23 protein-coding genes (1 of these 23 running past the window's edge) are annotated in these 22,570 nt (G+C 50.6%); 6 read left to right on the top strand and 17 right to left on the bottom strand.

The features are described from left to right. Positions 1–2: 2 nt before the first annotated feature. From LG297_RS00870 to LG297_RS00850, 5 genes are all read right to left on the bottom strand, one after another. Positions 3–443, bottom strand: coding sequence for a hypothetical protein (locus tag LG297_RS00870; RefSeq protein WP_404424196.1), 441 nt, complete (start codon positions 441–443; stop codon positions 3–5). Beyond that, entirely contained in the window at positions 440–2,194 is a 1,755-nt protein-coding gene (locus tag LG297_RS00865) for a UvrD-helicase domain-containing protein (RefSeq protein WP_404424194.1), read from the bottom strand. Before LG297_RS00865 ends, LG297_RS00870 begins: the two co-directional genes overlap by 4 nt. Then, on the bottom strand, positions 2,191–4,053 hold the full coding sequence (locus tag LG297_RS00860) for an ATP-dependent nuclease (RefSeq protein WP_404424192.1): 1,863 nt from the start codon (positions 4,051–4,053) through the stop codon (positions 2,191–2,193). Before LG297_RS00860 ends, LG297_RS00865 begins: the two co-directional genes overlap by 4 nt. Positions 4,054–4,257: 204 nt before the next feature. Continuing rightward, entirely contained in the window at positions 4,258–4,581 is a 324-nt protein-coding gene (locus tag LG297_RS00855; protein ID WP_404426920.1) for a recombinase family protein, read from the bottom strand. A gap of 246 nt (positions 4,582–4,827) precedes the next feature. Continuing rightward, positions 4,828–5,601 carry a Bro-N domain-containing protein gene (locus tag LG297_RS00850; RefSeq protein WP_404424190.1) on the bottom strand — a complete coding sequence of 258 codons (774 nt, stop codon included), beginning with the start codon at positions 5,599–5,601 and terminating at the stop codon, positions 4,828–4,830. A 388-nt stretch (positions 5,602–5,989) separates the two neighbouring features. Here LG297_RS00850 and LG297_RS00845 point away from each other — a divergent pair, with 388 nt between their 5' ends. Continuing rightward, on the top strand, positions 5,990–7,612 hold the full coding sequence (locus LG297_RS00845; protein ID WP_404424188.1) for a recombinase family protein: 1,623 nt from the start codon (positions 5,990–5,992) through the stop codon (positions 7,610–7,612). Between the two features lie 61 nt (positions 7,613–7,673). Here LG297_RS00845 and LG297_RS00840 read toward each other — a convergent pair whose 3' ends face one another. Both LG297_RS00840 and LG297_RS00835 read right to left on the bottom strand, forming a co-directional pair. Beyond that, positions 7,674–8,267 carry a hypothetical protein gene (locus LG297_RS00840; RefSeq protein ID WP_404424186.1) on the bottom strand — a complete coding sequence of 198 codons (594 nt, stop codon included), beginning with the start codon at positions 8,265–8,267 and terminating at the stop codon, positions 7,674–7,676. 16 nt (positions 8,268–8,283) lie between these two features. Continuing rightward, complete coding sequence (locus LG297_RS00835; protein ID WP_404424184.1) at positions 8,284–8,601, bottom strand: hypothetical protein; 318 nt, start codon at positions 8,599–8,601, stop codon at positions 8,284–8,286. Positions 8,602–9,106: 505 nt separating this feature from the next. Between LG297_RS00835 and LG297_RS00830 the strand changes: the two genes are divergently transcribed. The 5 genes from LG297_RS00830 (at position 9,107) to LG297_RS00810 (ending at position 13,214) form a co-directional block, all read left to right on the top strand. Further along, positions 9,107–9,388 carry a hypothetical protein gene (locus LG297_RS00830; protein ID WP_404424182.1) on the top strand — a complete coding sequence of 94 codons (282 nt, stop codon included), beginning with the start codon at positions 9,107–9,109 and terminating at the stop codon, positions 9,386–9,388. A gap of 377 nt (positions 9,389–9,765) precedes the next feature. After that, positions 9,766–9,945 carry a hypothetical protein gene (locus tag LG297_RS00825; RefSeq protein ID WP_404424181.1) on the top strand — a complete coding sequence of 60 codons (180 nt, stop codon included), beginning with the start codon at positions 9,766–9,768 and terminating at the stop codon, positions 9,943–9,945. A gap of 577 nt (positions 9,946–10,522) precedes the next feature. Continuing rightward, positions 10,523–11,494 carry a DNA cytosine methyltransferase gene (locus LG297_RS00820; protein ID WP_404424179.1) on the top strand — a complete coding sequence of 324 codons (972 nt, stop codon included), beginning with the start codon at positions 10,523–10,525 and terminating at the stop codon, positions 11,492–11,494. Continuing rightward, a complete protein-coding gene (locus LG297_RS00815; RefSeq protein WP_404424177.1) occupies positions 11,494–12,339 on the top strand; it encodes an NgoMIV family type II restriction endonuclease in 846 nt (281 codons plus the stop codon). Before LG297_RS00820 ends, LG297_RS00815 begins: the two co-directional genes overlap by 1 nt. A 77-nt stretch (positions 12,340–12,416) precedes the next feature. After that, entirely contained in the window at positions 12,417–13,214 is a 798-nt protein-coding gene (locus LG297_RS00810; protein WP_404424175.1) for a hypothetical protein, read from the top strand. 48 nt (positions 13,215–13,262) lie between these two features. Here the strand turns inward: LG297_RS00810 and LG297_RS00805 are convergent, their stop codons facing one another. The 10 genes from LG297_RS00805 to LG297_RS00760 form a co-directional block, all read right to left on the bottom strand. Then, positions 13,263–14,141 carry a hypothetical protein gene (locus LG297_RS00805; protein WP_404424173.1) on the bottom strand — a complete coding sequence of 293 codons (879 nt, stop codon included), beginning with the start codon at positions 14,139–14,141 and terminating at the stop codon, positions 13,263–13,265. Between the two features lie 142 nt (positions 14,142–14,283). Next, positions 14,284–16,335: a UvrD-helicase domain-containing protein gene (locus LG297_RS00800; protein WP_404424171.1), complete on the bottom strand. Its 2,052-nt coding sequence runs from the start codon at positions 16,333–16,335 to the stop codon at positions 14,284–14,286. Further along, positions 16,332–18,380 carry an ATP-dependent nuclease gene (locus LG297_RS00795; RefSeq protein ID WP_404424169.1) on the bottom strand — a complete coding sequence of 683 codons (2,049 nt, stop codon included), beginning with the start codon at positions 18,378–18,380 and terminating at the stop codon, positions 16,332–16,334. The genes LG297_RS00800 and LG297_RS00795 overlap by 4 nt, the downstream gene beginning before the upstream one ends. 290 nt (positions 18,381–18,670) lie before the next feature. After that, positions 18,671–18,943 (bottom strand): hypothetical protein, encoded by a 273-nt coding sequence (locus tag LG297_RS00790; RefSeq protein ID WP_404424167.1) that lies wholly within the window; start codon positions 18,941–18,943, stop codon positions 18,671–18,673. Further along, positions 18,943–19,563 carry a division plane positioning ATPase MipZ gene (locus tag LG297_RS00785; protein ID WP_404426919.1) on the bottom strand — a complete coding sequence of 207 codons (621 nt, stop codon included), beginning with the start codon at positions 19,561–19,563 and terminating at the stop codon, positions 18,943–18,945. Before LG297_RS00785 ends, LG297_RS00790 begins: the two co-directional genes overlap by 1 nt. A 61-nt stretch (positions 19,564–19,624) precedes the next feature. Next, complete coding sequence (locus LG297_RS00780; RefSeq protein ID WP_404424165.1) at positions 19,625–20,119, bottom strand: ProQ/FINO family protein; 495 nt, start codon at positions 20,117–20,119, stop codon at positions 19,625–19,627. Between the two features lie 188 nt (positions 20,120–20,307). Continuing rightward, entirely contained in the window at positions 20,308–20,919 is a 612-nt protein-coding gene (locus tag LG297_RS00775; RefSeq protein ID WP_404424163.1) for a thermonuclease family protein, read from the bottom strand. Further along, on the bottom strand, positions 20,916–21,653 hold the full coding sequence (locus LG297_RS00770) for a SprT-like domain-containing protein (RefSeq protein WP_404424161.1): 738 nt from the start codon (positions 21,651–21,653) through the stop codon (positions 20,916–20,918). Before LG297_RS00770 ends, LG297_RS00775 begins: the two co-directional genes overlap by 4 nt. Then, positions 21,646–22,206 (bottom strand): hypothetical protein, encoded by a 561-nt coding sequence (locus LG297_RS00765; protein WP_404424159.1) that lies wholly within the window; start codon positions 22,204–22,206, stop codon positions 21,646–21,648. Before LG297_RS00765 ends, LG297_RS00770 begins: the two co-directional genes overlap by 8 nt. Further along, a protein-coding gene (locus LG297_RS00760; RefSeq protein WP_404424157.1) for a helix-turn-helix domain-containing protein crosses the window boundary here: on the bottom strand, positions 22,199–22,570 show its 3' end. Its footprint extends 708 nt past the window's final position; the window shows 372 of its 1,080 coding nt (coding positions 709–1,080); the start codon falls outside the window, past its right edge; it ends in the stop codon at positions 22,199–22,201. Before LG297_RS00760 ends, LG297_RS00765 begins: the two co-directional genes overlap by 8 nt.

Here is a 22,570-nt window from a genome sequence, read left to right as displayed (position 1 = left end):
CCTTATTTGGAATTGATCCCGGTTAGATCTTTTCTCATCCTATTGATGAGCTGTTGCACAATGGCATCATATTCTTCTTTGGGTGCATTATATGCTTCAACCAGATCTTGAGCAGCTTTTGCCACGGCTTCACAGCCGAAGATTGGCACACGGGCTTTCTTTAAGGCGTAGCCCTTGGCACTCACCAAACCTGACACTGCCTGAACGTCGCTCTCTGAGAGCTTTCCGAGCGCGAAATCAAAACGATCCGCTCCTCGATCACCATTCGGCTTTGCGGTGACCGAAAACTCAATAGCAATACAGGACTCGATGTTTACCGGCTGACCATTTGGGGTACTTCCGTAGATGGGTAAAACGCTCTTTCGAAACATCGATGCAGCATTTTCAGCCAACTCATAAATTCGCCCGCGGATGATATGTAAGATTCCCTTGGCTTCGGTCATGTTTCGCCCTTTGTTTCCTCCAGATTGCGATTCAGACTGTGTCCCACCAACAACGGCGACGGGCTGTAAGCATCCGTCAGCATAAGGACATGATCCTTCGCACGGGTAATGCCCACCCGTAGCAAGCGTCGACTCTTCAAATGCGGTGCCGCTTCATTATCCGGCGACAGGGGCGACATACTGTTTCCCAAGTGCAGAATGATAACGCCATCGAACTCCTTGCCCTTAGACTTGTGCATGGTCATGACGTTGATCCCGGTCAGGTCACCGTCGCTGCCCATGATCTGATCTTCCGTAATCGCCGCTTCCATGAGTACGCGAGCACCCTCGTAGGAACCACGCCGCTGCCATACTTCTGCCAGCGCATCCGAGATACGCCGACCTCGATTGAACCCCATCAGATAGATGACTTTGCGCGCGACAAACTCAAGCTCCGCGGTGTCACTAGCTTCAAAGAGGCGCCGGACCGAGAGCCAGTCCTGTCCGGGATTCCCACTCAGCGGATTGGCTTTCAACTGCTCCAGAATATCTTTCAGTGAGCGCGGACATTTCGCATTTCCGCGCACCCGCTCCGCCCGAGCGTCAGCGGCATTTGCACTGAGCTGATTGGCTTTCTTGATGTTCCCGCGAGCGCGGTAGAGTTCGGCAATAAGGTCGAGACCGGCGGCCAAAGTCACCCACACGTCTTCAACCGGTTCCAGACACAGCGCAACGACGCGCGTAGCAAGGAGCACCTCGGCTTCGTCCATGACGACACGATGGGGGATTTCTTGAACGCCGTCTCCGCCCTGAAGGGCGCGCGCTATGATCGTTACCCCCTTCCCCCAGTTTGTCAGGTAGCCAATGCTCTCTGGGGGTGAACCTGTGGCGTCGGTGATCTTCTTCCACAACATGCCAACGGCGGTGCGAATGGCGCGGTCGCGCAAGGCGGCATCCGGACGGAAAGACAATTGGCTAACACCGTTGTATGCGGAGCCGCGAGGTGTTTGCGCGAAGATGTCATTCCCGAACTTCACGATCTCGGCGCCGGGACTGCGGTTGTTCTGAACGCCAAGGTCCACCTCCAAAGGCGCGAGTGCCGCCATAATCTGTTTGAGGCGTTCCGGGCTTACATCGCGTCTAAAGTCATAAATCTGCTGGTCGAGGTCGGCGAGACAGACCAGTTGCGTAAGGCCAGCGAGAGCTTCCATACAGGCCCATTGTTCCGTGCCGGTGTCCTGCGCCTCGTCCACGATGATGAGTGGATAGCGATCCGCAACCAGCTTCCTGTGCGCTGCGCTGCCATGAAGCAACGTGAGTGCCTTCGGCGCAAAAAGGTCGAAGGCAAGGCGCCCCTCCTCCAGAAACAGGCGTTCCCGCTCTGCATCCCAGGCCGGGTCATCGTCCCTGGCACCGCTGCGCAACGCCCGCTCGTCGTGTGGCGGAAGCAGGCAAACCGGGGATGCGGCGCCGAGGAGATATCCATGCCCCCGCACAATCTGCCAACAGAAAGAATGAAAGGTTTGGATGTCGAGATGCCGACGGGACTCTTTCGGCAGATCCTTGCGGGCGGCCTGCGCGATGCGCGCCACTGCCGCACGCGAGAAGCTCAGGAACAACACCTTCTGCCCCGGCAGCAAGCCTGCGCCGATCCGCAATAACGCCTTGCGGAGCGCAACGGTCGTCTTGCCGCAACCGGGTCCGCCCGTGACAAGAACGTGTCCATCGGCGCCAAGAATGCGGTCGCGGTCGGGACAGGTGACGAAGGTCATGCACCCGCCTCGGGGGCAGGGACGGCTGGGGCCGCGGGCATAGCCGCGTCATCGTCCGCCACTTCCAAACCTTCCTCCGCCGGATCGTCATTCGGCTCCACAATGTCCGGCACCTGCGGGCGCGGAAACAGCGCATAGATTTGATCAAGAAACCCGACGATGCTCGGCGGAAGTTCGTCGACCGCACAGCGCTCGATCAAATCGGCTGCACGCCCCCAGCCTTTCCCGTCCTTCAATACCTGACGCGTGAACTCTCGTACCTTGTCGTCCTCTGGACGCGCAGCTGGAAGAAGTATCTTGGGCGCAATGCCCGTGTCCCGAACATGCTCAAGATATGTCCACTGATGACCGAGCGGCACTTCAGCCGCAAGCAGGTCCTCCATGCCGGCATAGGCAATCTCGTTCAGGATTTGGAAGCTGGCTTGTGCTAGGGCATCCTTCTCCTTTTGCGGGCGGGCCTTGTTGTCGAAGAATGCGAAAGTAGGCAGATCAAGGGAAACGAAGAAGCGACCGAACTCCGCGATGCTGCCGTCGCCATCAGTGGTGATGATGGTGACACCGGACAGGTCGAGCGGATAACGGTTGTCGTCGGCCGCTTCGAGCTTTTCGGCAACCGCCTGAAGGGCGAACTGTTCCGTCATGCCCTCAGCCACGATGACACCGCGTCCGAGCATGGCTTCAGCAAAGCCGCGGCGGATGTAGCGGCGATAGGTCTTGGCTTTCACGTCCTCGCCGAGCGTGACACGCTTGCCCGTGACGGTCGCCGCATTGTCGCGGCGTAGGATGAGAATACGGTCTGGATCGAAGGTCTCGATGACATACGGCGAGTGGGATGTGACGAAGCACTGGGTCGTCTTCGTCAGCAGGTACGTCGCAATCCGCCGCTGCGTGTGGGGCGCCAGTGCAATCTCCGGCTCCTCCATCGCAAAAATCACGTTCTCTTCTTTAAGCTCGGCAATGAAACTGAGCAGAGCCAGTACCAATGTATTGAGTGTGCCGGTACCGACATCCTGAAAGGGTACCGGCTTCTGATCTTCAGTGACGGAGATGAAGAAGCTCAGCGTCTTTCGGAGGTGCTCCCGTGTGAGTTGCGATACAAATAAACGGGTTGCCGATCCAGGGTTGGCAATGGAGATATATTCGGCAAGGCGCGCTTCGATGGTTTGGAGCACGGGCGTAAGCTTTGCCGCTCCCTTCTCGATCGGAGGGTCCAGAGTTTCGAGGCGGCGACGGACGTGTTCCCAGATACCGGTCTGGAGGCTCTGAATGCGAAGGATCACATCAAGAAGGGAGCCGCGTTCTAGACTGAGCGCCCGCGACCCGGTACGGAGGGCGCGGAGGTAGAGAAAGCCGAAGGACCGTTTGATGATTCGCGAGACCCGGCTGTCGCCCTCGTCTTCAGCGTCGTAGGCTTTCGCATAATGTGTTGCCGCCTCGAACTCGTCCTCTTCCTTGTTGTATCGGGCGATGGTCAGCAGGCGCAGACACCAGACGAGACCGGCACCATCGACCTGAGCCAGTTCCCCCTGACCCAGGATTGTCCGCGTCGCCGGGTTCCAGCGCTCAAGATAGTTCGCGCACGCCTTCTCGACGGCGGGGGTCACGTCCGTGAGCAGGACCTCGATGCGGATTTCGACAGACTCCTCGTTCTCGTCGAGATAGCCTGCATTGTAGAAGTCGAACTCTTCGACGACGGGGAAGCGGCTCTGACGATCAGGGCCAAGAGCAAGCTCCAGGGCTTCGCAGATTGTCGATTTGCCAATATTATTGCCCCCAACAAGGAGCGTATGCCCATCAAAATCAAGCTCAGCGGCCTTGATTCCCCGGAAATTATCGATCTTAAGGCGGCTGACCTGCATCTACACTTGCCCCTGTATGATAACACCTTGAGTTATGCGCAGCATTCTGAAAATGAACCCATTGCCAGTAATGCACAACTTATACACTACTGTAAATTGAGACATTTAGCATCCAAATCGATGCATTTTGAACCCGGCAACATCAGAGCACACCAATAGGGGCACCTTAGGAGATTGAAATTTGGCGTCAGTATGAATAGCCCCTTAATCTGTTGGCTTAGGGTTTTCTAATTCTTCCTCTACATCGGCCTTCATTAAGGCCTCAATCTCGCTTCGATAATTGTAGATCGTGCTTTTTGATACGCCGACTGCTTTAGCAACAGCCACCCAATTAAACCCTTTCTTATAAAGCATTGCCGCCTTTTGCATGGTTGCGTGGGATATTGAGGGTTTTGTGCCATACGTGCCGCGCTGCTTGGCGGCTTCCAGCCTCGCTTTTGTCCGCTCTGAGATCATATTTCTTTCAAACTCGGCAAACATCCCGATAAGGTGAAAGAACATCTTTCCGACCGCTGTTGTCGTATCAATCTGATCAAACCGGGTGTCTACAATTCCAGGGGCTATTCAGGGGTCTCTTGTTGCCTATCACCTGTTGAATCTGATTGAGCATGTCGGCTCGCACAAGTCGTTCCGCAATATCCTGGGCAGCCTCTGTATCGCCACCTTTTGCCAGAGCGTACTCCGGCTGCTTCTGTAGCTCACCCAAATCACCGTTTCGGATAATAGGTGGAAAGTTTCCCCAAGACGCCCGTTCTGCCATGCTGATGGCTTCCTTTACGGCTGCTCAGAGGTAATATCACGAAGATGAACGACATTATTCCCGCGTCGGGCTATCTCCCTCAGAGGCGTATTTTGAATCATCTGCAACAATTCACGGGTTCTTTTGTCAAGATACCCTACAGCAGCTGGCACAAGAGTTTCTAATTGGCGATAACTGGCAACACGAAGCGGCTCCGCACCGGGGAGATCGATGTGCTCCTTCATCAAGTCATACGAAAACTGTCGGGGATTGATATGTGGAGGAATTTCCCTTGATCCGGAAACAGCTTCAAGAAGGAGCGGCACATTCCAGTAATCTACATCATCTAGTCTGTAGACAGGAATTGCCCATATCTTCCCCCAAGGGCCATCAGGACGGATAATCGCCTCAAACACTCGGTAGCTAGTAGGCCTGTGTTCTATCATCTCTGATGGCATATTTCTGCCTTGAGGAACATATTGTCCGACCTTCCGGATAGCAGGCAGCACCTCATTCGTAACCCATTTCCGAAACCTGTGTTGCAACGTACCTGGTTTCACGGCATCGCGACTTCGCAGAATAAGGATGTAGAGACCGCTTTCGTTGATGATGTTCATTTCCTGTTTCCCGCCAAGGGTGTCACTTAAAGTTACACCCTTTTCATCATCGTCGAGACTTTCGATTGCCTTACGCGGATTGGAAAGCCCCAGAGCCATACACACGTCCATGGCAACAAACCAAGGCTCATCCCCTTTATAGATTGTCCTGACTTCGACTCCCTCAAAGTCAAACGCTATGACCTTGCTCATGTTTCTCTTCCTTTCGGAGTTTCACCAGCAGGTGGATGACGTATGTCAAGCCATCCTTAAATTCGGCATTCAGTGTAACTGGCTGCGGGACAACAAAAAAACACTCTTTTATCCGTTGAGCGCGACTTGTCGTGCGAATAAGGCAGGATGATCACAAAGTGATCGTTTGGTGATATCACCAAACCTATCCTGCCTAAGAAACGACAGGGTAAAGTTGTGCGAACTTCGACAAACATCTGCAATCTCCTGCAAACTCCTGCAATATGGCTGAAACCCTCCAAAGTGTTGCAGTCCTCCAGTTTTTAGGCGAAAACCCTGCGCTTACATATCGCTTGCACACCTGTTTCTGCGCCGTGTAATCAAAAAAGAGAAACGCAGGGGACTTCACGTGAGAGTTGCGATTTACGCACGCCATTCGACAGACCGCCAAACCACCAGCAGCCAAGACCAGATATTGAGGTGTGAGGGCTATTGCGAAGCCAAGCAATATACGATCGAAGATGTGTATTACGATGAAGCGTTCTCTGGCTCCCAGATGGAAAACCGCCCGGGCATAAACAACCTTCTTATGGGAGCCTTTGACGGTCGCTTCGACCGGATCATTACTGAAGATCTGTCACGCATTAGCCGCGATCAGGCAGATACAGCAAACTTCTTCAAAAAAATGGTCTTCCTCGGCATCGATGTCGAAACCATTTCTGAAGGTGTCATCGGCGAACTGCATATCGGCCTGAAAAGCACGATGAATGCTCTTTACCTGAAGGATCTGTCAGACAAGACGCATCGAGGCATGGTTGCTTCTGTATTACGCGGCGGCGTCCCCGGAGGCCGAACCTTCGGATACGAGATTGTACGGGCTTTTGATGGCAAAGGTGAACTTATCCGTGGCAAGCGTCGCATTGTCGAGGAAGAAGCCGAAGTCATCCGCGAAATTTTCAGACTGTATTCAACTGGCAGCAAGCTTCAGCATATCTGCACCATTCTTGACCGCAAGGGGATCGCGGCACCTTCTGGCGGCAAGTGGGCACCAACGACATTGGTAGGATCGCGCATTCGCAAAACCGGCCTGCTCCGCAACACGCTTTACAAGGGTGTGGTGACGTTTAACAGGATGCAATATCGCAAACACCCCGAGACCGGTAAAAAGCTCGCGGTCCTCCGTCCGGAAAGCGAATGGATACAAGTCCCCGTTCCCGAGCTGCAAATCATCGACGAACAGGAATTTGAGGCGATTCAGGCGCAACTGGATGAAAGGTCATCCAAGGTAGCGGAATATCGAAAAACCGCCAGCATGCGATCACCTAAAGAAACAGACCAGATTTCAAAAACACGGATCAAGCACTGGCGACAAAGACAGATCAAGTCGACAGGAAAGGTTGTTGCGGTTTTTGCTGGGCGTCTCCGATGTGCCGAACATGACACCACAATCACAGCGGCTTGGGCGGATCGTTATTCCTGCAAGAAAAAAGGCTGCCCGAACCGTGCGATCCGTTACGAAGAGCTATGCGATATTATCACTCGTGAAGCCATGCGCCTGACTTGCGCGGACATCGAAGCGCATTATGGTCATGAAGCCATAGCGGAAAGACGTAACAGGCTGGAAAAGCAGATCAGCGAAGCCGAACAAAGGCTGCAAGGAATGCGGGATCGCGCCGCCCATGCACTGAACACGTTCAAGGTGAATAGCGACAGTGCCGAGTTAAAGGCATGGTTTGATGACAACACCGAACAGATGCGTCTCGTAAAGCTGGAAATTGCACGATTAAAACGGTCACTTGAAGAGATAAAGGCACCGGCAAATATCGCCGATATCCATAAGCGATTTAGCGCCTTGATATCCAGGTTACAGGTATGGTCGCGTGAACCCGAGACAGTTTCACAGCTCCGGCACATGATGAAGCGATACACGATTACAGCTCATTGGGATCACGTTGGTCTGCGTTGGCATCGCACCTGTAAAATTGAACATGACTTTGAGGCCATGGCGCGGGTACTTGGCAAAAAGAAATGAAACCGGCAGAATTTTGCCGGTTTCCGTCTATGTCTTTTTCCTGTCGTATTCAACCGGCCGATCAAAACTGAAAACCGATTTGGCCTTTATCATCGGTTTGCGTTGGAATGCCCTGAAACGCTGTGCATGACGGCTTTGCGAAATCCGGCAGCGAGTTGTTCCGGCCCTGACGATATTCGATTTTGATATTTACCATCTCCCCGGCCTCAGCATATTCGCAAAAGACTGCAGCAGCTGCTTCCTTAACGCTGAGTGGCGGCCATTCTACATAGAAATGTGAGCGATACCCTGTCGTGGAAATGAAGGGCATACCAAGATCAATGGCAGTAAAGCCAAAGCTGCTGCATGTATCCAATGGGCAGGTGAAATCGACCAATGCACGGCCATGTTTGGTTTCCAGAACAAACACCCCGTTCTGCCCCCAATGCGGAACCTGACCGGCTTTAGCCGCAAGTACTGTTGTGAGAACTCTCCCTGCCCCATCGGCGGCAAAACTGCCAAAGCTGCCATTTTCTCCATTGGTCGTTGCGATGAGACCTTGGAAATCATGTGCGGCCTTCTGTGCAGCATTACCATCGTTTGCTATGACTGCAGCATCAAATTCAAGGGCAATACGCTTGGCGTTCTTTATGTCGTGATCTGTGACCTTGTGCATTATTTTGCCTCCTATTTCACAACCTCAAGTTCATTTGATGTGTTGCATCCGATGCTGATACATCGTTGTCAGGCTTCGACTTGATTGGCTTTTCCTCGGTTGATGCGAAATCAATCTGCGCCATTTTCCAGGGCGACCATTTGGGGCGGTTCATATCGTCACGATAATAATCAGAGATTTTGAGTATCACGGTGTTTCCGGCGCTGCTCACAAGAGCAAAGCGCTTGCGACTGGTGGCTCCATAACACCGGCCGAGACCGAACCCGATCTCGATAAGTCGCTTAATATGGCGTCGCTCGGTCTGCGTAAGATGATGTTTGCTAGTGATCTTCATCGCTCTTCCCTTTCCTTATGGCGGGTTCAACTTCTTCCCGTCGTCTAAAAAGGGTGAATGCCGTCAAGCTGAATATGGGATGTTCGCGACCGTTAGGGCGCGAGCGGGGACCCTGATTCTGCTTTACGGCAGAGGGCGAAGCCCTTCCTTCGGCCGATCATGAAGATCAGTGCCTCAAGGGTACCTGATAAGTGCCTGAAAGGGTGTTGTCCACGATACTGTCGGCACGACCAATCGTTTCCCGTAAGGGTCGTATTTCGGCTTCCATGTATACGAGTGAGATTGACCGGTGTCGCGCATGGCGCACCTATCTGAACTTGAGTGCAGCCGAGAAAAAATGTTTGCTTAATCTCTCAGCCCGGAAACAAAATCATGCCTTTTTCAGATGCTGCTTTAACACAAAATATGCAATCAATGATTGCATGCAGCAATCTGTTCCTGAATATTGAACGTGTTGTTAGCCATGCTTACATAGGCCGATTTTTACATTCCAAAGGGAGCTACCATGAGCCGTTGTGTCCTTGATAACCGTGAACATGAAGTAGTAATTGGCTGGGATCCGGGAATTTGCAGTTTTTTCGTTCAAGTTCTCCACCTTGGGGCAGACGAGCCTTTTATCTGGAAAGGTAATGGCGGTAGTACTTTCGACACCCCAGATCCACTGATCGATATTGCCGAACGGTACGGTTCTCCCTTTGACCGTAACGTTTTGCGACAAGAATTACTAAAAGACCAGGCAGGCCAACTTGAACGAAACTACTCGGTGCATGGGACTGAAGTCTGGTAACCAAAACTGCACACCCCAACCCTCTCCCCGGCATCGAATAATATGCCGGGGGTTCTTTGTGGTTTGTGCAATCCACAAACGCATGCACTCGCAAAACCTTATCAGGCGAGCATGCTCAAAAATACAAAATCAATAGATAAAAAATACCAAATATGTATTGAAAAAATACCAATCTGAATTTTACCGACTTCTGGATAGCACAATCCACTTAATACAAATAACCGCGTTTGGCTGCTGCATGGAATAATCCGCGCAAGATATGGACCAACAACGAAAAATCCATTCATCATTGCGCATTAGGATTGCTGGGTCCGGCCCAGGGAGAAGGCCGACATACTTTCTTGGGGATAGTTTCAATTACATCCTTGGAGGCAAACATGGTTGTCAATCACAACGACCTGACCCAGCGCATTGATACCCTTCTGTCGGATCTCCGCGAGGCAGAATCCAGTAATGCGGTATATCGCGAGCCGGTGCTTTATCTGCACACGGCCCGCAAAGCCCTCGGATCGATTGCCAATGAACAATCGAATAGCAAAAAACTGACTTCATTCTAAAAAATCAAATTATGTTGGGGCATGAGATACTTACCAACGAGGGGGAACTCGGCAAATTCCCCCTCCCCGGATCGGCAGCCAAATCTGTCAGTAGATCGATATCGACAACTGAAGAATAGCCCCAAGGTTCACAGACACCTTCTTGGCTAATTTTGAGGTAAGGAGGCCGACAAGGGCAAAAGCAATTTGATTTGCGTTCGCTAGGTGGAAGGTGATGTGGAAGCTCAAAAGCTTGCAGCGTTCTCTCCAAAAGTTAAACAAACTCACCTAAAGTCGATTCCTGTTCCAATACCTTAAGTGCTAGTTAGTATACCCTTCTGACCGGGTTATGGTCACCAAGCCCGCATAATATCGGAATTATGTGAACCAAGAAGCATTTGGTGGTTCTCCAACCAAGACGAGATTACAGGGATTTGTCACCTAGCTAAACAGAGGAAACTAGGCTGAAACAAGCTTGACCGAATGCTTACATAGAATATAGAACACATGGGGAACAAGCGGGGATGGGTATCAATATCTGGTTCCTTTCGCATTGCAGCCAGCACAGTTATGATGTGTTAGGAAAGGGGAGGAATGAATGTTGGAAAATCTTACATCAGTGGAGCTCTGTGCCGGAGCAGGAGGCCAAGCCTTAGGCTTGGAGCAAGCTGGCTACAGCCATCAAGCTATTATCGAAATCGACAACCACTGCCGGAACACACTAGCCTTGAACCGACCGCAGTGGAATATTTTACAAGGTGATCAAGCTGATTTGATGAAGTTCGACGGTCGTCCGTACGAAGGGGTAGACTTACTGGCAGGAGGGTTGCCTTGTCCTCCATTTTCTGTTGCAGGAAAACAGCTTGGCCACGCAGATGAGAGAAACCTCTTTCCTGCCGCTCTGCGCGTTGTTGATGAAATTCGTCCACAAGCGGTTATGATTGAGAATGTGCGCGGCTTTCTTGATGCCGTGTTCGCAGACTATCGCCAGAGCCTCAAACGGCAGCTCCAAAAGTTAGGTTACCAGACAGAGTGGCACCTATTTAATGCTTCCGACTTCGGAGTACCGCAACTTCGCCCACGTGTTGTTATCGTGGCAATCCGAAATGATCGTGCAGAACATTTTTCTTGGCCAGTTCCATCAGGAGTCAATGCTCCGACGGTTGGCGAGGCGCTTTATGATTTAATGTCCGAAAATGGTTGGAAAGGTGCAGAGCGATGGAAAAAACAAGCTGATGATATCGCACCAACTATAGTTGGCGGTTCCAAAAAACATGGTGGTCCGGATCTGGGCCCGACGAGAGCTAAACGTGCTTGGGCGACTCTCGGGGTGGACGGAATGGGTATCACCACTGAATCTCCCGATGAAGATTTTGTTGGCATGCCGCGCCTCACGGTCCGGATGGTCGCTCGGCTCCAAGGTTTTCCCGATCATTGGCAATTCTCTGGTAAGAAAACACCAGCTTACAGGCAAGTTGGAAACGCGTTTCCTCCTCCCGTCGCGGAAGCCGTAGCTCTGAAAATCAGAGCTGCGTTGTCAGTTAGAAGGTCTTTTCAGGTGGTGGCGTAATGAGAGACGGTTGGCTGACGCTGGCACGGCGGGAATTCCACGCAACCTTACTAGATAACATTCTGACCAAAAGTGCATCAGGTATTCCGAGCAATGCCGATAAGTCCAGCAAAGCTAGTATTGCTATTGCAAGTTCAATATTAGATCGGCTCGGCACGGCAAAAACCGCACCAAAACTCGCAGGACAGACAGCAGGAGCAGACTTCGAAGGTGTGTGCGCCAGCTTTGTAAGCGTTTGCTTTGATAGAATGCGGCACCTTCGCCCTGGCATGTTTAGAGTATCAAAGGGCGGTGCTATCGCGTCTTTCGATCAATATGCACACCTCGATGATCTTGAAGCGATTGCGAAGTCAAACCGCGAAATCGCGACAGCTCTCGGGTCGGACTATCTTATTAAGCCAGATATTGTTGTTGCCCGCGCCCCCGAAGAAGACCTTACGATTAACGCCATAGAGTTGCTTGTAGACAGTGAAACTGCGCGCTTGAGCAGCCTCAGAAAAGTCAACCAAGAGCAGGACATACTCCACGCGTCTATCAGTTGCAAATGGACTCTGCGTAGCGACAGGGCGCAGAATGCAAGGTCGGAAGGCTTGAATCTTGTCCGCAACAGAAAAGGACGCTTGCCTCATATAGCAGTCATTACAGGTGAGCCGACCCCGGGCCGTATCGCTTCTTTGGCTTTGGGTACAGGTGACATCGACTGTGTTTATCACTTTGCACTATATGAACTCCGAGAAGCACTCGTTGATCAAAGTCGGGAGGAAACTCTTGAACTTCTCGATACAATGGTTGAAGGAAAACGATTACGAGACATATCAGATCTTCCACTTGATCTTGTAACATAGCCATTGTCGACGATCTCTAGATAATATTCGGCACAATCAAAGTAATTTTGAAATATTAAAATTAACAAACGAGAACAATGAAGGTTTCTTTTTCTGAATGTTATTGTGATCTTGTTGAGAACGGCGGGCCAACTGCAAAAAGAGCTTACCGGGAGTGGGTCGAACGGCCTGGCTACGGGGATGTGGTATCTTTTGTACAAAACTTCGATCATGAAAAATTGTTTTCTCTTTCTCCAGATGACATAAGAGAAACTTTAGAGAAAACTGAACATGCACTTGGCAATGTCCCGAAAGAGCATCAAATCCGGGAAATTGAAGACTTCACATGTCCTTTTGCTCTCCAACATCTTTTTCATCGGTTCATTGAACGCACCGGAAACTTACCAACATGGCAGCGTTTTTGGCGTTGGATGAATAAACAAGCCAAACCTCATTGGCTGGATCAAATTGCGCCGCTGAAGTTGAGACTTCGCGAAAACTATTCGGATCAGCGTATTGATGACGCTCTCAGGTGGCGGTTAGGAAAGTTCTACTATTCTGCTATACGTGAAGTAGAGTTTCTTGTCTGGATGCATTCTCAAGGCATACCGTTGAAGTATCACCTTTTGGCAGATGTTCTCCTGCGTGCAGATTATTGGATAGATCGAACGATCCTTTGTACATATGCCCCAAATCCAAGATATCGTACCTCTAGACAAGGTAGAAAGAACCCAGCAGAATTTTATTTTGATGGAGCAACACCTCCATTCAAAATTTTCGACTTCGAAGTTGAACAACAAGGGTTTGGAAGAGCTTGGTTAACCACTGAAGCATCCAAGAGGCAAATACTTGAGAGGTTGCGCAGAGAATTAGCGTTCAAGAAAGAAGTAAAATAATTCACAATTGTTGAAGTTTTGACGCATAAAATTAATTTTTTTTAAAGCTTACGGCCATTCAGCAAAACCAAGCTCACAAAGTACAACGCCAACACATTGAACCGCCAGTTCAGCGTCTTGACGACGAATAGGGGGCAAATCACGCGCCTTACGTTCAACCGGTTTTGCCCGGGCATGTAACCTGGCAACTATCTTGGCCGCTGAAGCCGCAATAATACGTTTTTCACGCTCCAATTCGTTGATCATTTTGCTAAGGTCTTTAGCATTTTCCGCTGTTGCTTTATAATGCGTTAGCAATATTTGACTAATTGCCTCCCGTGCTCGATCAACAACCGATGGGGCGGAAGATTTAAAAAGGTCATCTGCTACATAATTAAGCATCTCGTTTAGCGGTGCTCTATAGTCTTTATCCACCTTGGCCTCAGAGACTTCGGGTAAAATCCCAAATCGAGAACAAGATCTTAATGTAACTAGATCCTCGCCTGTGTGGATCGCTTCAACGTCAACAATATTCCATATTGTGAACCGCTCTTCTATTCCCAGCCAAACGACCGGTCGCTCACTCCTATTCGCTAAATATCGATCCGATATTGGCCTCGCATAATACGTGTCCAGCTCCTTTTTCAGCGTTAAATGCGCCTTCTCCCTAAGTTCACTAGTTAGCGCTGGATGAGGCTCTACGGTCCATTGAGCAGGCTGACTGGATCCTTCGAAATAAAACCGACCACGTCTGATACGCGATACAGGATCAAACGTATCTTCACGAAAAAAACACCCACCAAGACTAGCAGGATCATCTGCATTGATTTTAGTCGTGGGATAGACAAATCTGGCGTTCGATATCACAGGTTTGGGCCATACCCCATATCCCCGGTAACTTTGTCCTTCATAAAAAAGGCCATTGTTTCTGTCTATCCCGATAAGCAAATTACCTCCATTAGCTCTTGTTTAGCTTGCAATAATATTCTGAAATTTCGCTAGAAAATCAGGCAATTAAAATTACACACTCTATCTTGTGCTTTTTGGGCTTAAATGAGTATTAATCCCGTAAACGTCAGCCACTTTTTGGTTAAGCTTGCCATGTAACCTGACCACCTGCAGCAATCCGCGCGATACGCCATCCCCCCCCTGAAAGGGTGTTTATTTCATCAGGGGCAAATGTCGCGGATGGCACGGCGAGGCACAATAAGTGAGTTGGGCGAGTCATCGCTACGTAGTGTAGCTTCAGACGACTTAAGTTCTGGACTCCTTCTCCGTTACCGCCTTGCTTTTCTCGCAACAACCAGCGTTTGAGTTTGCCATGGTAATAACCATTCCAGAAGGTTTCTAACACCAAGACCCCCGTATGGGTCTCACCCTTGACGGAATGAATAGAGCCAAGACGAATTTTCGGCAATTGTTCGTCCTTCTGGTAAATCGTCCTAGCCTGCGCACCCGCAGGAGCGTCAGCTCCGACATCCGGCCAATTTAAAAATGCCTGCGGTGCCTGATATGCTTCATCACCGTCGAACATAGCTTCGGCAATGTCACTAACTTTCCGTTGCCACTCATTTTCCCATTGTTGTTGGGTCAGATCTTCCCAATCAACGGCAAAACGGCGCATAAACTCACTATAAGTAACACGTACCTCCGGTTTCTCTGCAAGTATCTCGCGGATATAGCGATCCTTTCGCTGCTTTCTTACTATTTTCCCTCCCGCAAGCCGCACCACTTCCAGAACTCCCTCTGCGATACTTTCAACCATGCTATGAAGATTTCCGTTATCGCACTTGTAAAACTTAGAGTGCCCTGCCTGAAGGTAGCCGATAAAGGTATCCGGCTTAGGTTCGGCTCTTGTTTGTTCGGGCGAGTACGCACTCCAATAATCGCAGACAGAATTCGGTTTATTGTTATCGTCGCTCGGCTCTTTGTGTTTACCGCCAACAGCAACGAAACTACCATTTGACAGAACATCGGGCGCAAAAATTTCTCGCAAATAATCTGTGAAGGCAGGAAGAACATGTGCCTGCGCGTCTTCTTCGAACAAAAAGACGGTATGCATCTCACCAATATCCGCGCCTGCCTTTCTTTGATCGGGACCTTTTCCAGTTAACCCCTGTGGCACGATAGCAAACGGAGCTGCAAAGTCTGCTATGGACTGTCCAAAGCGATGACTGTCAGGAATATCGCGCTTGATATTTTCTTCATCACTGGGGAAAACCCACGTTATCGGAATATCTTTTGAGTCTACGTTGTTAAAGATCGCCTGATTGGCGTCGCCAAACCTCTGACAAACAACTTTGCATTGCCCACTAACAAATACCCGATGCAGAATATTAGATTGCAGTTCGCTGTTGTCCTGCGCCTCATCAATGAAAAGGATTGGAAAACGTGCTGTTAAATGCTGGCTACTACCGGGGAAAACATCAAGAAGCCGATGTCCGTAAGCAAACATATCATTATAGGCGTGATATCCTCTCTTGCTAACGCTGAGCTTTAAATTCGTCTGGAAACTAATTAGGTCATTCAGAGTGATGTCATCAGAAAACGCATCTAGATTTCCGACACTGCATGATGGAGTAACCGACACACTCCGTTCCGAATAAGAAAGAGTTAGCTTGATGTATTTGTTCTTATTTTGGTGATTAAGTACGCGATATTTATTCTTAAAATCAAAATCAAAACCCTCAACAAACTGAACTTCATCTCTGATCTTCTCAAAACACAGTTCGTCGTTGACAAGGCAGTCCCAGCCTTTCCATCTCAGATAAGGAATTGCCAAAAACTTATCCACGAAACCGTGGATCGTCCCGATGAAATGCGGATAGCTCAACAGCATCTGACCTTCCGCAGTTGAGCCAATCCTTTTTTCAATTTCATCACGCGCGACATTGGTATGCGAGAGAACACAAATACCGCGTCTCGTATCCCTCCATTTACGGGCCAAGATTGCCAATTTAGCAACAAGAAGCGTAGTTTTGCCACTACCAGGACACGCAGCGACATCAATAGACGCCCTATCCTTTAGCACCCCTTTCCGAGCCTGATCGAACGCGTCAGCAGGCAAGCCAATTGCTTTGGAAGCCCAAGCAATATCGTCATCGGTAATCTCGGGAAAAACAAACGGTGAAAGGTCCTTCATGGGATAGGCTGCTCCGGTATTTCTTCCCCAGCAACCCTGTCGTCATCTTGTGGCTGAATGCCGAGCACTCCAGCATTTGGCGTAACATGCTTTATAGCCTCCACAAGGTAAGACGGAAGAACATCTTCCCACTTCCCAGTTCCCCAAACCATAGGGGTTTTGGTTTCCAACAACTCCGATAGGTACTGCGCAGCAATGGCCTTGGAAGCGGTTGTTTTGGTTTTATGCGCAAATTGGGCGTAAATCTCTGATGGTCGCTTGCGATCTTTAGGAAGATCCTTAAAGCTAGCCCGCGCTTCACGCTCGACTCCTTCACGGGTTTTCGTCTTGTCGCAGATTTTTTCATCGGCCTGAGCCAACTTTGCCGCGACATAAACCTCCTCGGCCAGCTCCGTAATGGCAAGGTCGTATTCGAGGGTCCAATGATCCGCAACAAAAGTGCTGACAGACTGTCCCGAAACCTTATCGATTTTATCCTGTCGGAACTCATCCAACGTTTTCCCATTTTTAGGAAACTCCGACACCATCAACCACCTCCGATTTGCTGACCATTCTTCATTCCCTTCACCGTTCCGAACTTTTTTGATCCCCAAAATCTCGGGTGCGCAATCGGGCATCACATCAAGATCAGTGATGCTGGCCACAGGAATGCCGATCTCGCCATCGTTCTCATCTTCACGCATGAAGATTCGCGCAAAACGGCCTAACCCAACACCACCGACATTCACTATGGACACGCCGTGTTTAGCGAGATCTCGGCCGAGAAGTCGGGCCAAGGTCGGCAACAGGATGTTTTCAGCATCCCCCTCAACGATCAAAACCCCGCGGGCGAAAAATAGATTGGCCTTGGTAACATCAAGGAAACGCTCCAAAAAACGGTAGTCACCCTCCGCTAGTTTGGTTTGCCCATTTGCTAAGGAAAAGGCCTTGCCTTTTTGCATCAACATCAGACTATTCAGCGGCAACACTGAAGCTAGATTGGGACTATGAGTGGTAAGGATGATCTGCAAGTCGGCTTTATACTTCTCGGCATGGTCTTTCAGGAATTGCATTAAGAGTAATTGCCGTTGAGGATGCAGATGGGCTTCAGGCTCCTCAATCAGAAGCAGGGATGTGCCGTCATCGCCATCACCAAGCAGGAGAAGCTCGCAAGCCATATAGAGCAGATTGTTTGAGCCAAGCCCGTGACGAATGTCCCCTCCGATCGCATCCCCGATAAGTTGGAGTTCCAGCTTCTCCAAGAGCTGCCGCAAACGCGCCTTGTCGTCCCCTCCGGCACCGATGGAAATCTGGCTGGAATTCATATCCCCGCCAAACGACAAAGGCTCAAGATACTCGCTATTAAGCTTTTTTCCTGCTTCCTGAATTGCATCGTGCCCGGACAACAAATCATTGGAGTAGTCGCCAAGGTGCAGAACACTCAGTTTTTTTACATCGGCGGGTTCAGTCCCTCTGACGTAATCCTCTTCACCGCGCGCCCCAACGGTTTTTGTATTTAACAAAATTTGCGACAATCGTGACCCTCGCCCCGCAGACATCTCCCGCTCTGCATCTCGCAAAGGGCGAAGGTATGTCGCCACCAATAGCGACCTAGCATTCTGATCCAAGACCGGGCCATCACTCTCCGCCCCGGCTCTAACTTCGGTGGTAATGAATGGCCTTCCCCGGCGGTAATTTTTGTGATTTTTGGCAATAAGGTTAAGGCAAAGAACGGCATGAACTGTGCCATCATCCGATTTTTCATAGCTCAGATATTCGGCAAAAGTACCGCGCTCTTGATTACTGAGATCATCGAACCAAGCACGAATTTTGAACTCTGTAGCGGTTTCACCAGTCGTCAAAGTGTGAAAATCTGAGAGAGAAATACGTGCAAAGTCGAGATCGCTAGTGCCAAGCAGCAATCGAATAGCGTCAATGACTGCGGTCTTGCCGTGATCGTTACCGCCGACGATGGCCGTAACTCCTTTTGACAAAAGGATACGACCTTTGTCATTCCCATCTGCAAATATCCGAAAATTGGTCAATTCAAGTTCACGCAGATACATAAAGCCCCCGAACTCGGACAATCGTTTTATTGGAATGTAAAACGTCAACTTCTACCGTAACATGAATTAGAAAACACTTACACTTCATCAAAGTCATCCGTATCGGCCCCGTAAAGTTGCTTTGACAGATCAGACAGGAACAGTGTTTTCTGATTCGATATTGTTTTTTCGGGATATCCTCAAACAAACGGATTGGTTTGCCCGACGACAAAATGGACGCTCATCGATACATTACTTGATCCCTTGAGCATCGTTACGGCTGTCAGCACCTACGAAATGCCAGTCCAGTACTATAAGTTCCTGGCCATTTCCGCGATCGCCCAGCGAATAAAGTTATTCTTCGACCGCCCGGATTTTTCGGCCGCCTCCTCTAGGACCTCCCATTCAACCTGATTGAATGGAAGACTGATCGCCTTGTAGTCTCGCTTCTTGCCTGGAGCCTTCGGCGGCCGCCCCATGCGGCCGGGCTTGGCAACATCATCCACCCGGCTTGCAAATTCTTCGATCTTCTCGGGGTCAACGTTAGGGATTTCCGCGTTTTTTTGCTCACGACGTTTGACCATCAGAATATCCTTTGCATGAGAGCATTGATCTCGGAAGCCGCTTTGGGATTGTCCATTTCGACGACACCGCGTCCTTCCGGCAGGGCATCCCGGTATACCTTGCGCTCACAAATGACCTCTGCAAGCAACTCGATCTCGGGAAAGTCTGCCAGATATTCGCGAGCTTCTTCACGCTCGCGAATGACAGGATTGGTGGGCACCATCGTCATCAAGCCATGAACCGCAAGCCCGGGATTGAAGTCACGCGCCTCGACAATGATCTTTTGCAGGTCGTCCAATGTATCCAGATCCGCATTTGAGGGCTTGAACGGCACGATCAGCTTATGGGCAGCTGTCATACCGGTGCGAAGCTCCCGGCTGTCTTTGCCCGCAGCATCGACAATCACATACTCGTATCGATTGTTCAGATCGATCAGGGTATCGCGAATGTTATCGTATTTCTGGATGCAGTGAACCTTGGGAAGGTCCGGGTTTTCGTCCCGGTCCATCACCCATTTGGCAACAGTGCTTTGTCGATCGGCATCAACCAGCACAACATCTTTTCCCTGCTTTGCGAGCGCGGCACAAACATTTACCGCTGTCGTCGATTTTCCACATCCGCCCTTGCGGCTTCCAAACATGACAATCACAGCATTGCTCCTGCATTAAATCAATACATAATCGGTATTGGATATGTGTTTGTTAGGTACCAGATCGGCGATTAATTGTTAGAATGGCACGAGCCTGTCTCGCCGGTTCTGGCAGCGGTGAAAATGATCGGACATCAGGTTCCGGATTTGCTTTCTTGCGTCGCATCTTTTCAAAGCGGCTCAGGGCAATCTTCCGGGCATGTTCCCGATTGTCATCCGACACAGGACCATCCACAGATCCGTTAAGGCGATAACGGTGACTGCCATCAAGCCCCAAGGCCATCTGGTATCCGGTCGCCCCGGTATATCTTTGTAAGGCAAGTTTCAGCTCGATAGGTGTTGTGCCGACTTTCGCCAGGTCGTCAAAGAGAGCACGAACGCCAATCTGAAACGGCTTGATCTGGTCCGACAATGTTGCAGGCAGGATTGAAATCTCCTCGCGCAGCAAGGATTGCAGTTCTTGTGCGGCCCTTAGCTCAAATGCCCTCGCCGTGATCTTTCGATCTGCTGACCAGATTGAACTCTGGGACTTCTTGTGTTCGGTCACTTTGACCTCCATTCGAACCCGCATTGAAAATGTGCTTAAAAAACATCATTAAAGTATATTGTTAGTTAAAAAATAATACTTATTCAATACTTTAAATATACTGAAATTGCAGCCTGCCGCAAGCACTAATTCGGTACTAAATAAGTATTTTTATCTACACTTATCCTGCCACCTAAGAAATACGCCGATCATTCAGGCACATTGCACCATCCGCCTCGTTTGCCGCCGTCGTAAGGGCGTGCCAGTCCTTCCCCGATCAGCAGATCATGCAGCCAGATATTGCCGATTGAGACCCAAGCGACCACACGGCCGCCATACCTGCCCCACTCCGGATTGCAGAATTGAACAGGGGTATTTGTCAGGTCTGCTTGATCCAGTAACGCGCGCACCCGATTACGCGCCGTTATGGCTGCGGATTTTTCCGCTTCACATGCTCCCCGGATCTCGGGCGTGTCGATGCCGGCTACGCGGACTGACATTCTTGCTATCGGATCAGGCAGCCCCGGCATCTGGATATAGATCGTATCGCCATCATAGGCGTAGCTGCCTTTGCTTTCGCGCAACGGCCATTGATAGCAATCGTAAGCGCTGGCATCGGCGGGGACGCCACCACAAACCAAAACCAGAAAAAGACCGAATAAGTATTTATTCAATACCAATTTAGTTTTGGTTTGATATTTATTCGGTCTGGTATCCGCACCACGCTTGGGATGATTGCCAGAAAACACACATTCCCTCGCGTAGGTAAAAACCGGCAAAATTTTGCCGGTTATCCTCGATACCATTCCTGCTTTACTCATACCGTTCCCTCTTTGCCGACGGGGGCATAGTGCGCCCCGTTACATGCTTCTTCACCACAAACAAGCTTAAGTTCCGGTTTACCCCAGACTTGGGATGAACAGGACGGACAGCGATATTTGACGCGATTGGAGCCGTTTTCTTTGATGGTGGGGCTTACGGCGGCGAGAGCGCCAACACTGGCGCAGCCGCCTCTCTCGACAGACACAGGCTCAATTGGTGGAAAACGGTCGAACCAGGACAAGGTATATTCTGTCGTCATCAGATCCGCGCAAGCACGATCAAAAAGGCCGTCATCGATGATGTAATGCGTCATCTGCTCACCGACCCGACGCCCGCCCGGTTCCCCGGTATTGCTGGGCATCAAGCCGATCCGTTCCATAAAGTCGGCCCATTGGTGGTTATGGTATCCACGACGGCCCGGCTTGCCGTAATGGTATTGCCACTGATGCGCCATTTCATGCACGAGGGTGGAAAGCGCTTCACGGATCGGCCTCGCAACGAAGTAACTCGGGTTCATCGCAATCTCGGCGGTAAGCTCTCCTGTCTCCCCACAAACAAACCGGTCGTGGGAATAATAACCATAGGTCCTCTTGTTCCGCTGAAGCGTGATCAGACAGGCCGGAAGCTTGCCGTCAAATATCCTGGCATTGAAGTGATCGAAAGCCGCCTGAAGCTCGGCATAGGTTTCGACTGTGGGCTTCGGGATCGTGTTGATCGGAAGAATATTACCCATTGCCACCTTCCAGCGCGGGGAGATAGCGCATTGCCCGATCCATGAATTGGGTTTCGGCCTTCTGCGGGCTCCAGGGCAGCATGTATTCCGGGTAAGGTTGTGTTTTTCCCGGCCGAAAATCCCTGACCACCAGCTGATTGACAGCATCACGGTATTCTGTTGCCTTCAGCCGGTGATCGATCTCTTCGATCTGGGCGCAGATCTCCGACGGACAAGGCCATTCAAGACCGGCCGCAAGTGTGAACTTTTGTCGGATCGGCATGACGACATGGGTTTCAAACTTGTCCCAGATGCCCAGCTCTCGCATTCGGTGCTTGATCGGCGTGATAAGATCGCCGGTTTCATCTTCCTCGATGTCATGGAGAAGGATGTAACTTTTCACTTCCAGCGGGGCACGGTCGCATCCATCGACCAGATGTTGTGCAACGGTTACGTCACTGGCACCATTCCAACGGCGGAGCCGGGAAAGGGCGCGGGCTTTCGCCTGGAACATCGAAATTCGCCCGACGTGAGTTTGAGGCAAACCGTTGTCATGTGAAACGAGATCAAGCATAGCCGCCCTCCTGACTTTCAAGGGCGCGAAGGCTATGGCGCACCGTGTCACGCAAGCGGGCAGCTTTGAGCATGGAATAGAGGTAGCTGGCCGGATCTCGAACGCCTTGCCGATCGACAGCAACGACAACGGCCGCGAGTGCCGCCCATCCGTGCTTATCAAGCGCCACGCGCCAGACAGCCGACCTGAGTTTGACCTGATTGGTGAGGATCCATCTAACCGCGGACACGACGGACTGGATTGCGCCACCAGAGGGCTCCGGGCCGACCAATTCGCAAAGCTCAGCTGCATTAAGCTGCTTTTGAAGGGACGGGGACGCCTGAACCATCAGGAACAGGATCTCCGTATCCACATCAATGTCGGA

Origin of the sequence: Thalassospira australica (genome assembly GCF_044790785.1) — a bacterium.
GTDB lineage: Bacteria > Pseudomonadota > Alphaproteobacteria > Rhodospirillales > Thalassospiraceae > Thalassospira > Thalassospira australica_A.
Note: the sequence above shows the minus strand (reverse complement) of the source record. Positions and strands in the feature narration are given on the sequence as shown.

Bases quoted from the DNA above. Each gene is read 5' to 3' on its own strand.
- LG297_RS00800 (WP_404424171.1), bottom strand. From the start codon at position 16,335: ATGAAGGACCTTTCACCGTTTGTTTTTCCCGAGATTACCGATGACGAT.
- LG297_RS00770 (WP_404424161.1), bottom strand. From the start codon at position 21,653: ATGGGTAATATTCTTCCGATCAACACGATCCCGAAGCCCACAGTCGAA.
- LG297_RS00860 (WP_404424192.1), bottom strand. From the start codon at position 4,053: ATGCAGGTCAGCCGCCTTAAGATCGATAATTTCCGGGGAATCAAGGCC.
- LG297_RS00840 (WP_404424186.1), bottom strand. From the start codon at position 8,267: ATGCACAAGGTCACAGATCACGACATAAAGAACGCCAAGCGTATTGCC.
- LG297_RS00850 (WP_404424190.1), bottom strand. From the start codon at position 5,601: ATGAGCAAGGTCATAGCGTTTGACTTTGAGGGAGTCGAAGTCAGGACA.
- LG297_RS00775 (WP_404424163.1), bottom strand. From the start codon at position 20,919: ATGAGTAAAGCAGGAATGGTATCGAGGATAACCGGCAAAATTTTGCCG.
- LG297_RS00820 (WP_404424179.1), top strand. From the start codon at position 10,523: ATGTTGGAAAATCTTACATCAGTGGAGCTCTGTGCCGGAGCAGGAGGC.
- LG297_RS00795 (WP_404424169.1), bottom strand. From the start codon at position 18,380: ATGTATCTGCGTGAACTTGAATTGACCAATTTTCGGATATTTGCAGAT.
- LG297_RS00825 (WP_404424181.1), top strand. From the start codon at position 9,766: ATGGTTGTCAATCACAACGACCTGACCCAGCGCATTGATACCCTTCTG.
- LG297_RS00790 (WP_404424167.1), bottom strand. From the start codon at position 18,943: ATGGTCAAACGTCGTGAGCAAAAAAACGCGGAAATCCCTAACGTTGAC.
- LG297_RS00870 (WP_404424196.1), bottom strand. From the start codon at position 443: ATGACCGAAGCCAAGGGAATCTTACATATCATCCGCGGGCGAATTTAT.
- LG297_RS00830 (WP_404424182.1), top strand. From the start codon at position 9,107: ATGAGCCGTTGTGTCCTTGATAACCGTGAACATGAAGTAGTAATTGGC.
- LG297_RS00865 (WP_404424194.1), bottom strand. From the start codon at position 2,194: ATGACCTTCGTCACCTGTCCCGACCGCGACCGCATTCTTGGCGCCGAT.
- LG297_RS00765 (WP_404424159.1), bottom strand. From the start codon at position 22,206: ATGCTTGATCTCGTTTCACATGACAACGGTTTGCCTCAAACTCACGTC.
- LG297_RS00785 (WP_404426919.1), bottom strand. From the start codon at position 19,563: ATGTTTGGAAGCCGCAAGGGCGGATGTGGAAAATCGACGACAGCGGTA.
- LG297_RS00815 (WP_404424177.1), top strand. From the start codon at position 11,494: ATGAGAGACGGTTGGCTGACGCTGGCACGGCGGGAATTCCACGCAACC.
- LG297_RS00810 (WP_404424175.1), top strand. From the start codon at position 12,417: ATGAAGGTTTCTTTTTCTGAATGTTATTGTGATCTTGTTGAGAACGGC.
- LG297_RS00835 (WP_404424184.1), bottom strand. From the start codon at position 8,601: ATGAAGATCACTAGCAAACATCATCTTACGCAGACCGAGCGACGCCAT.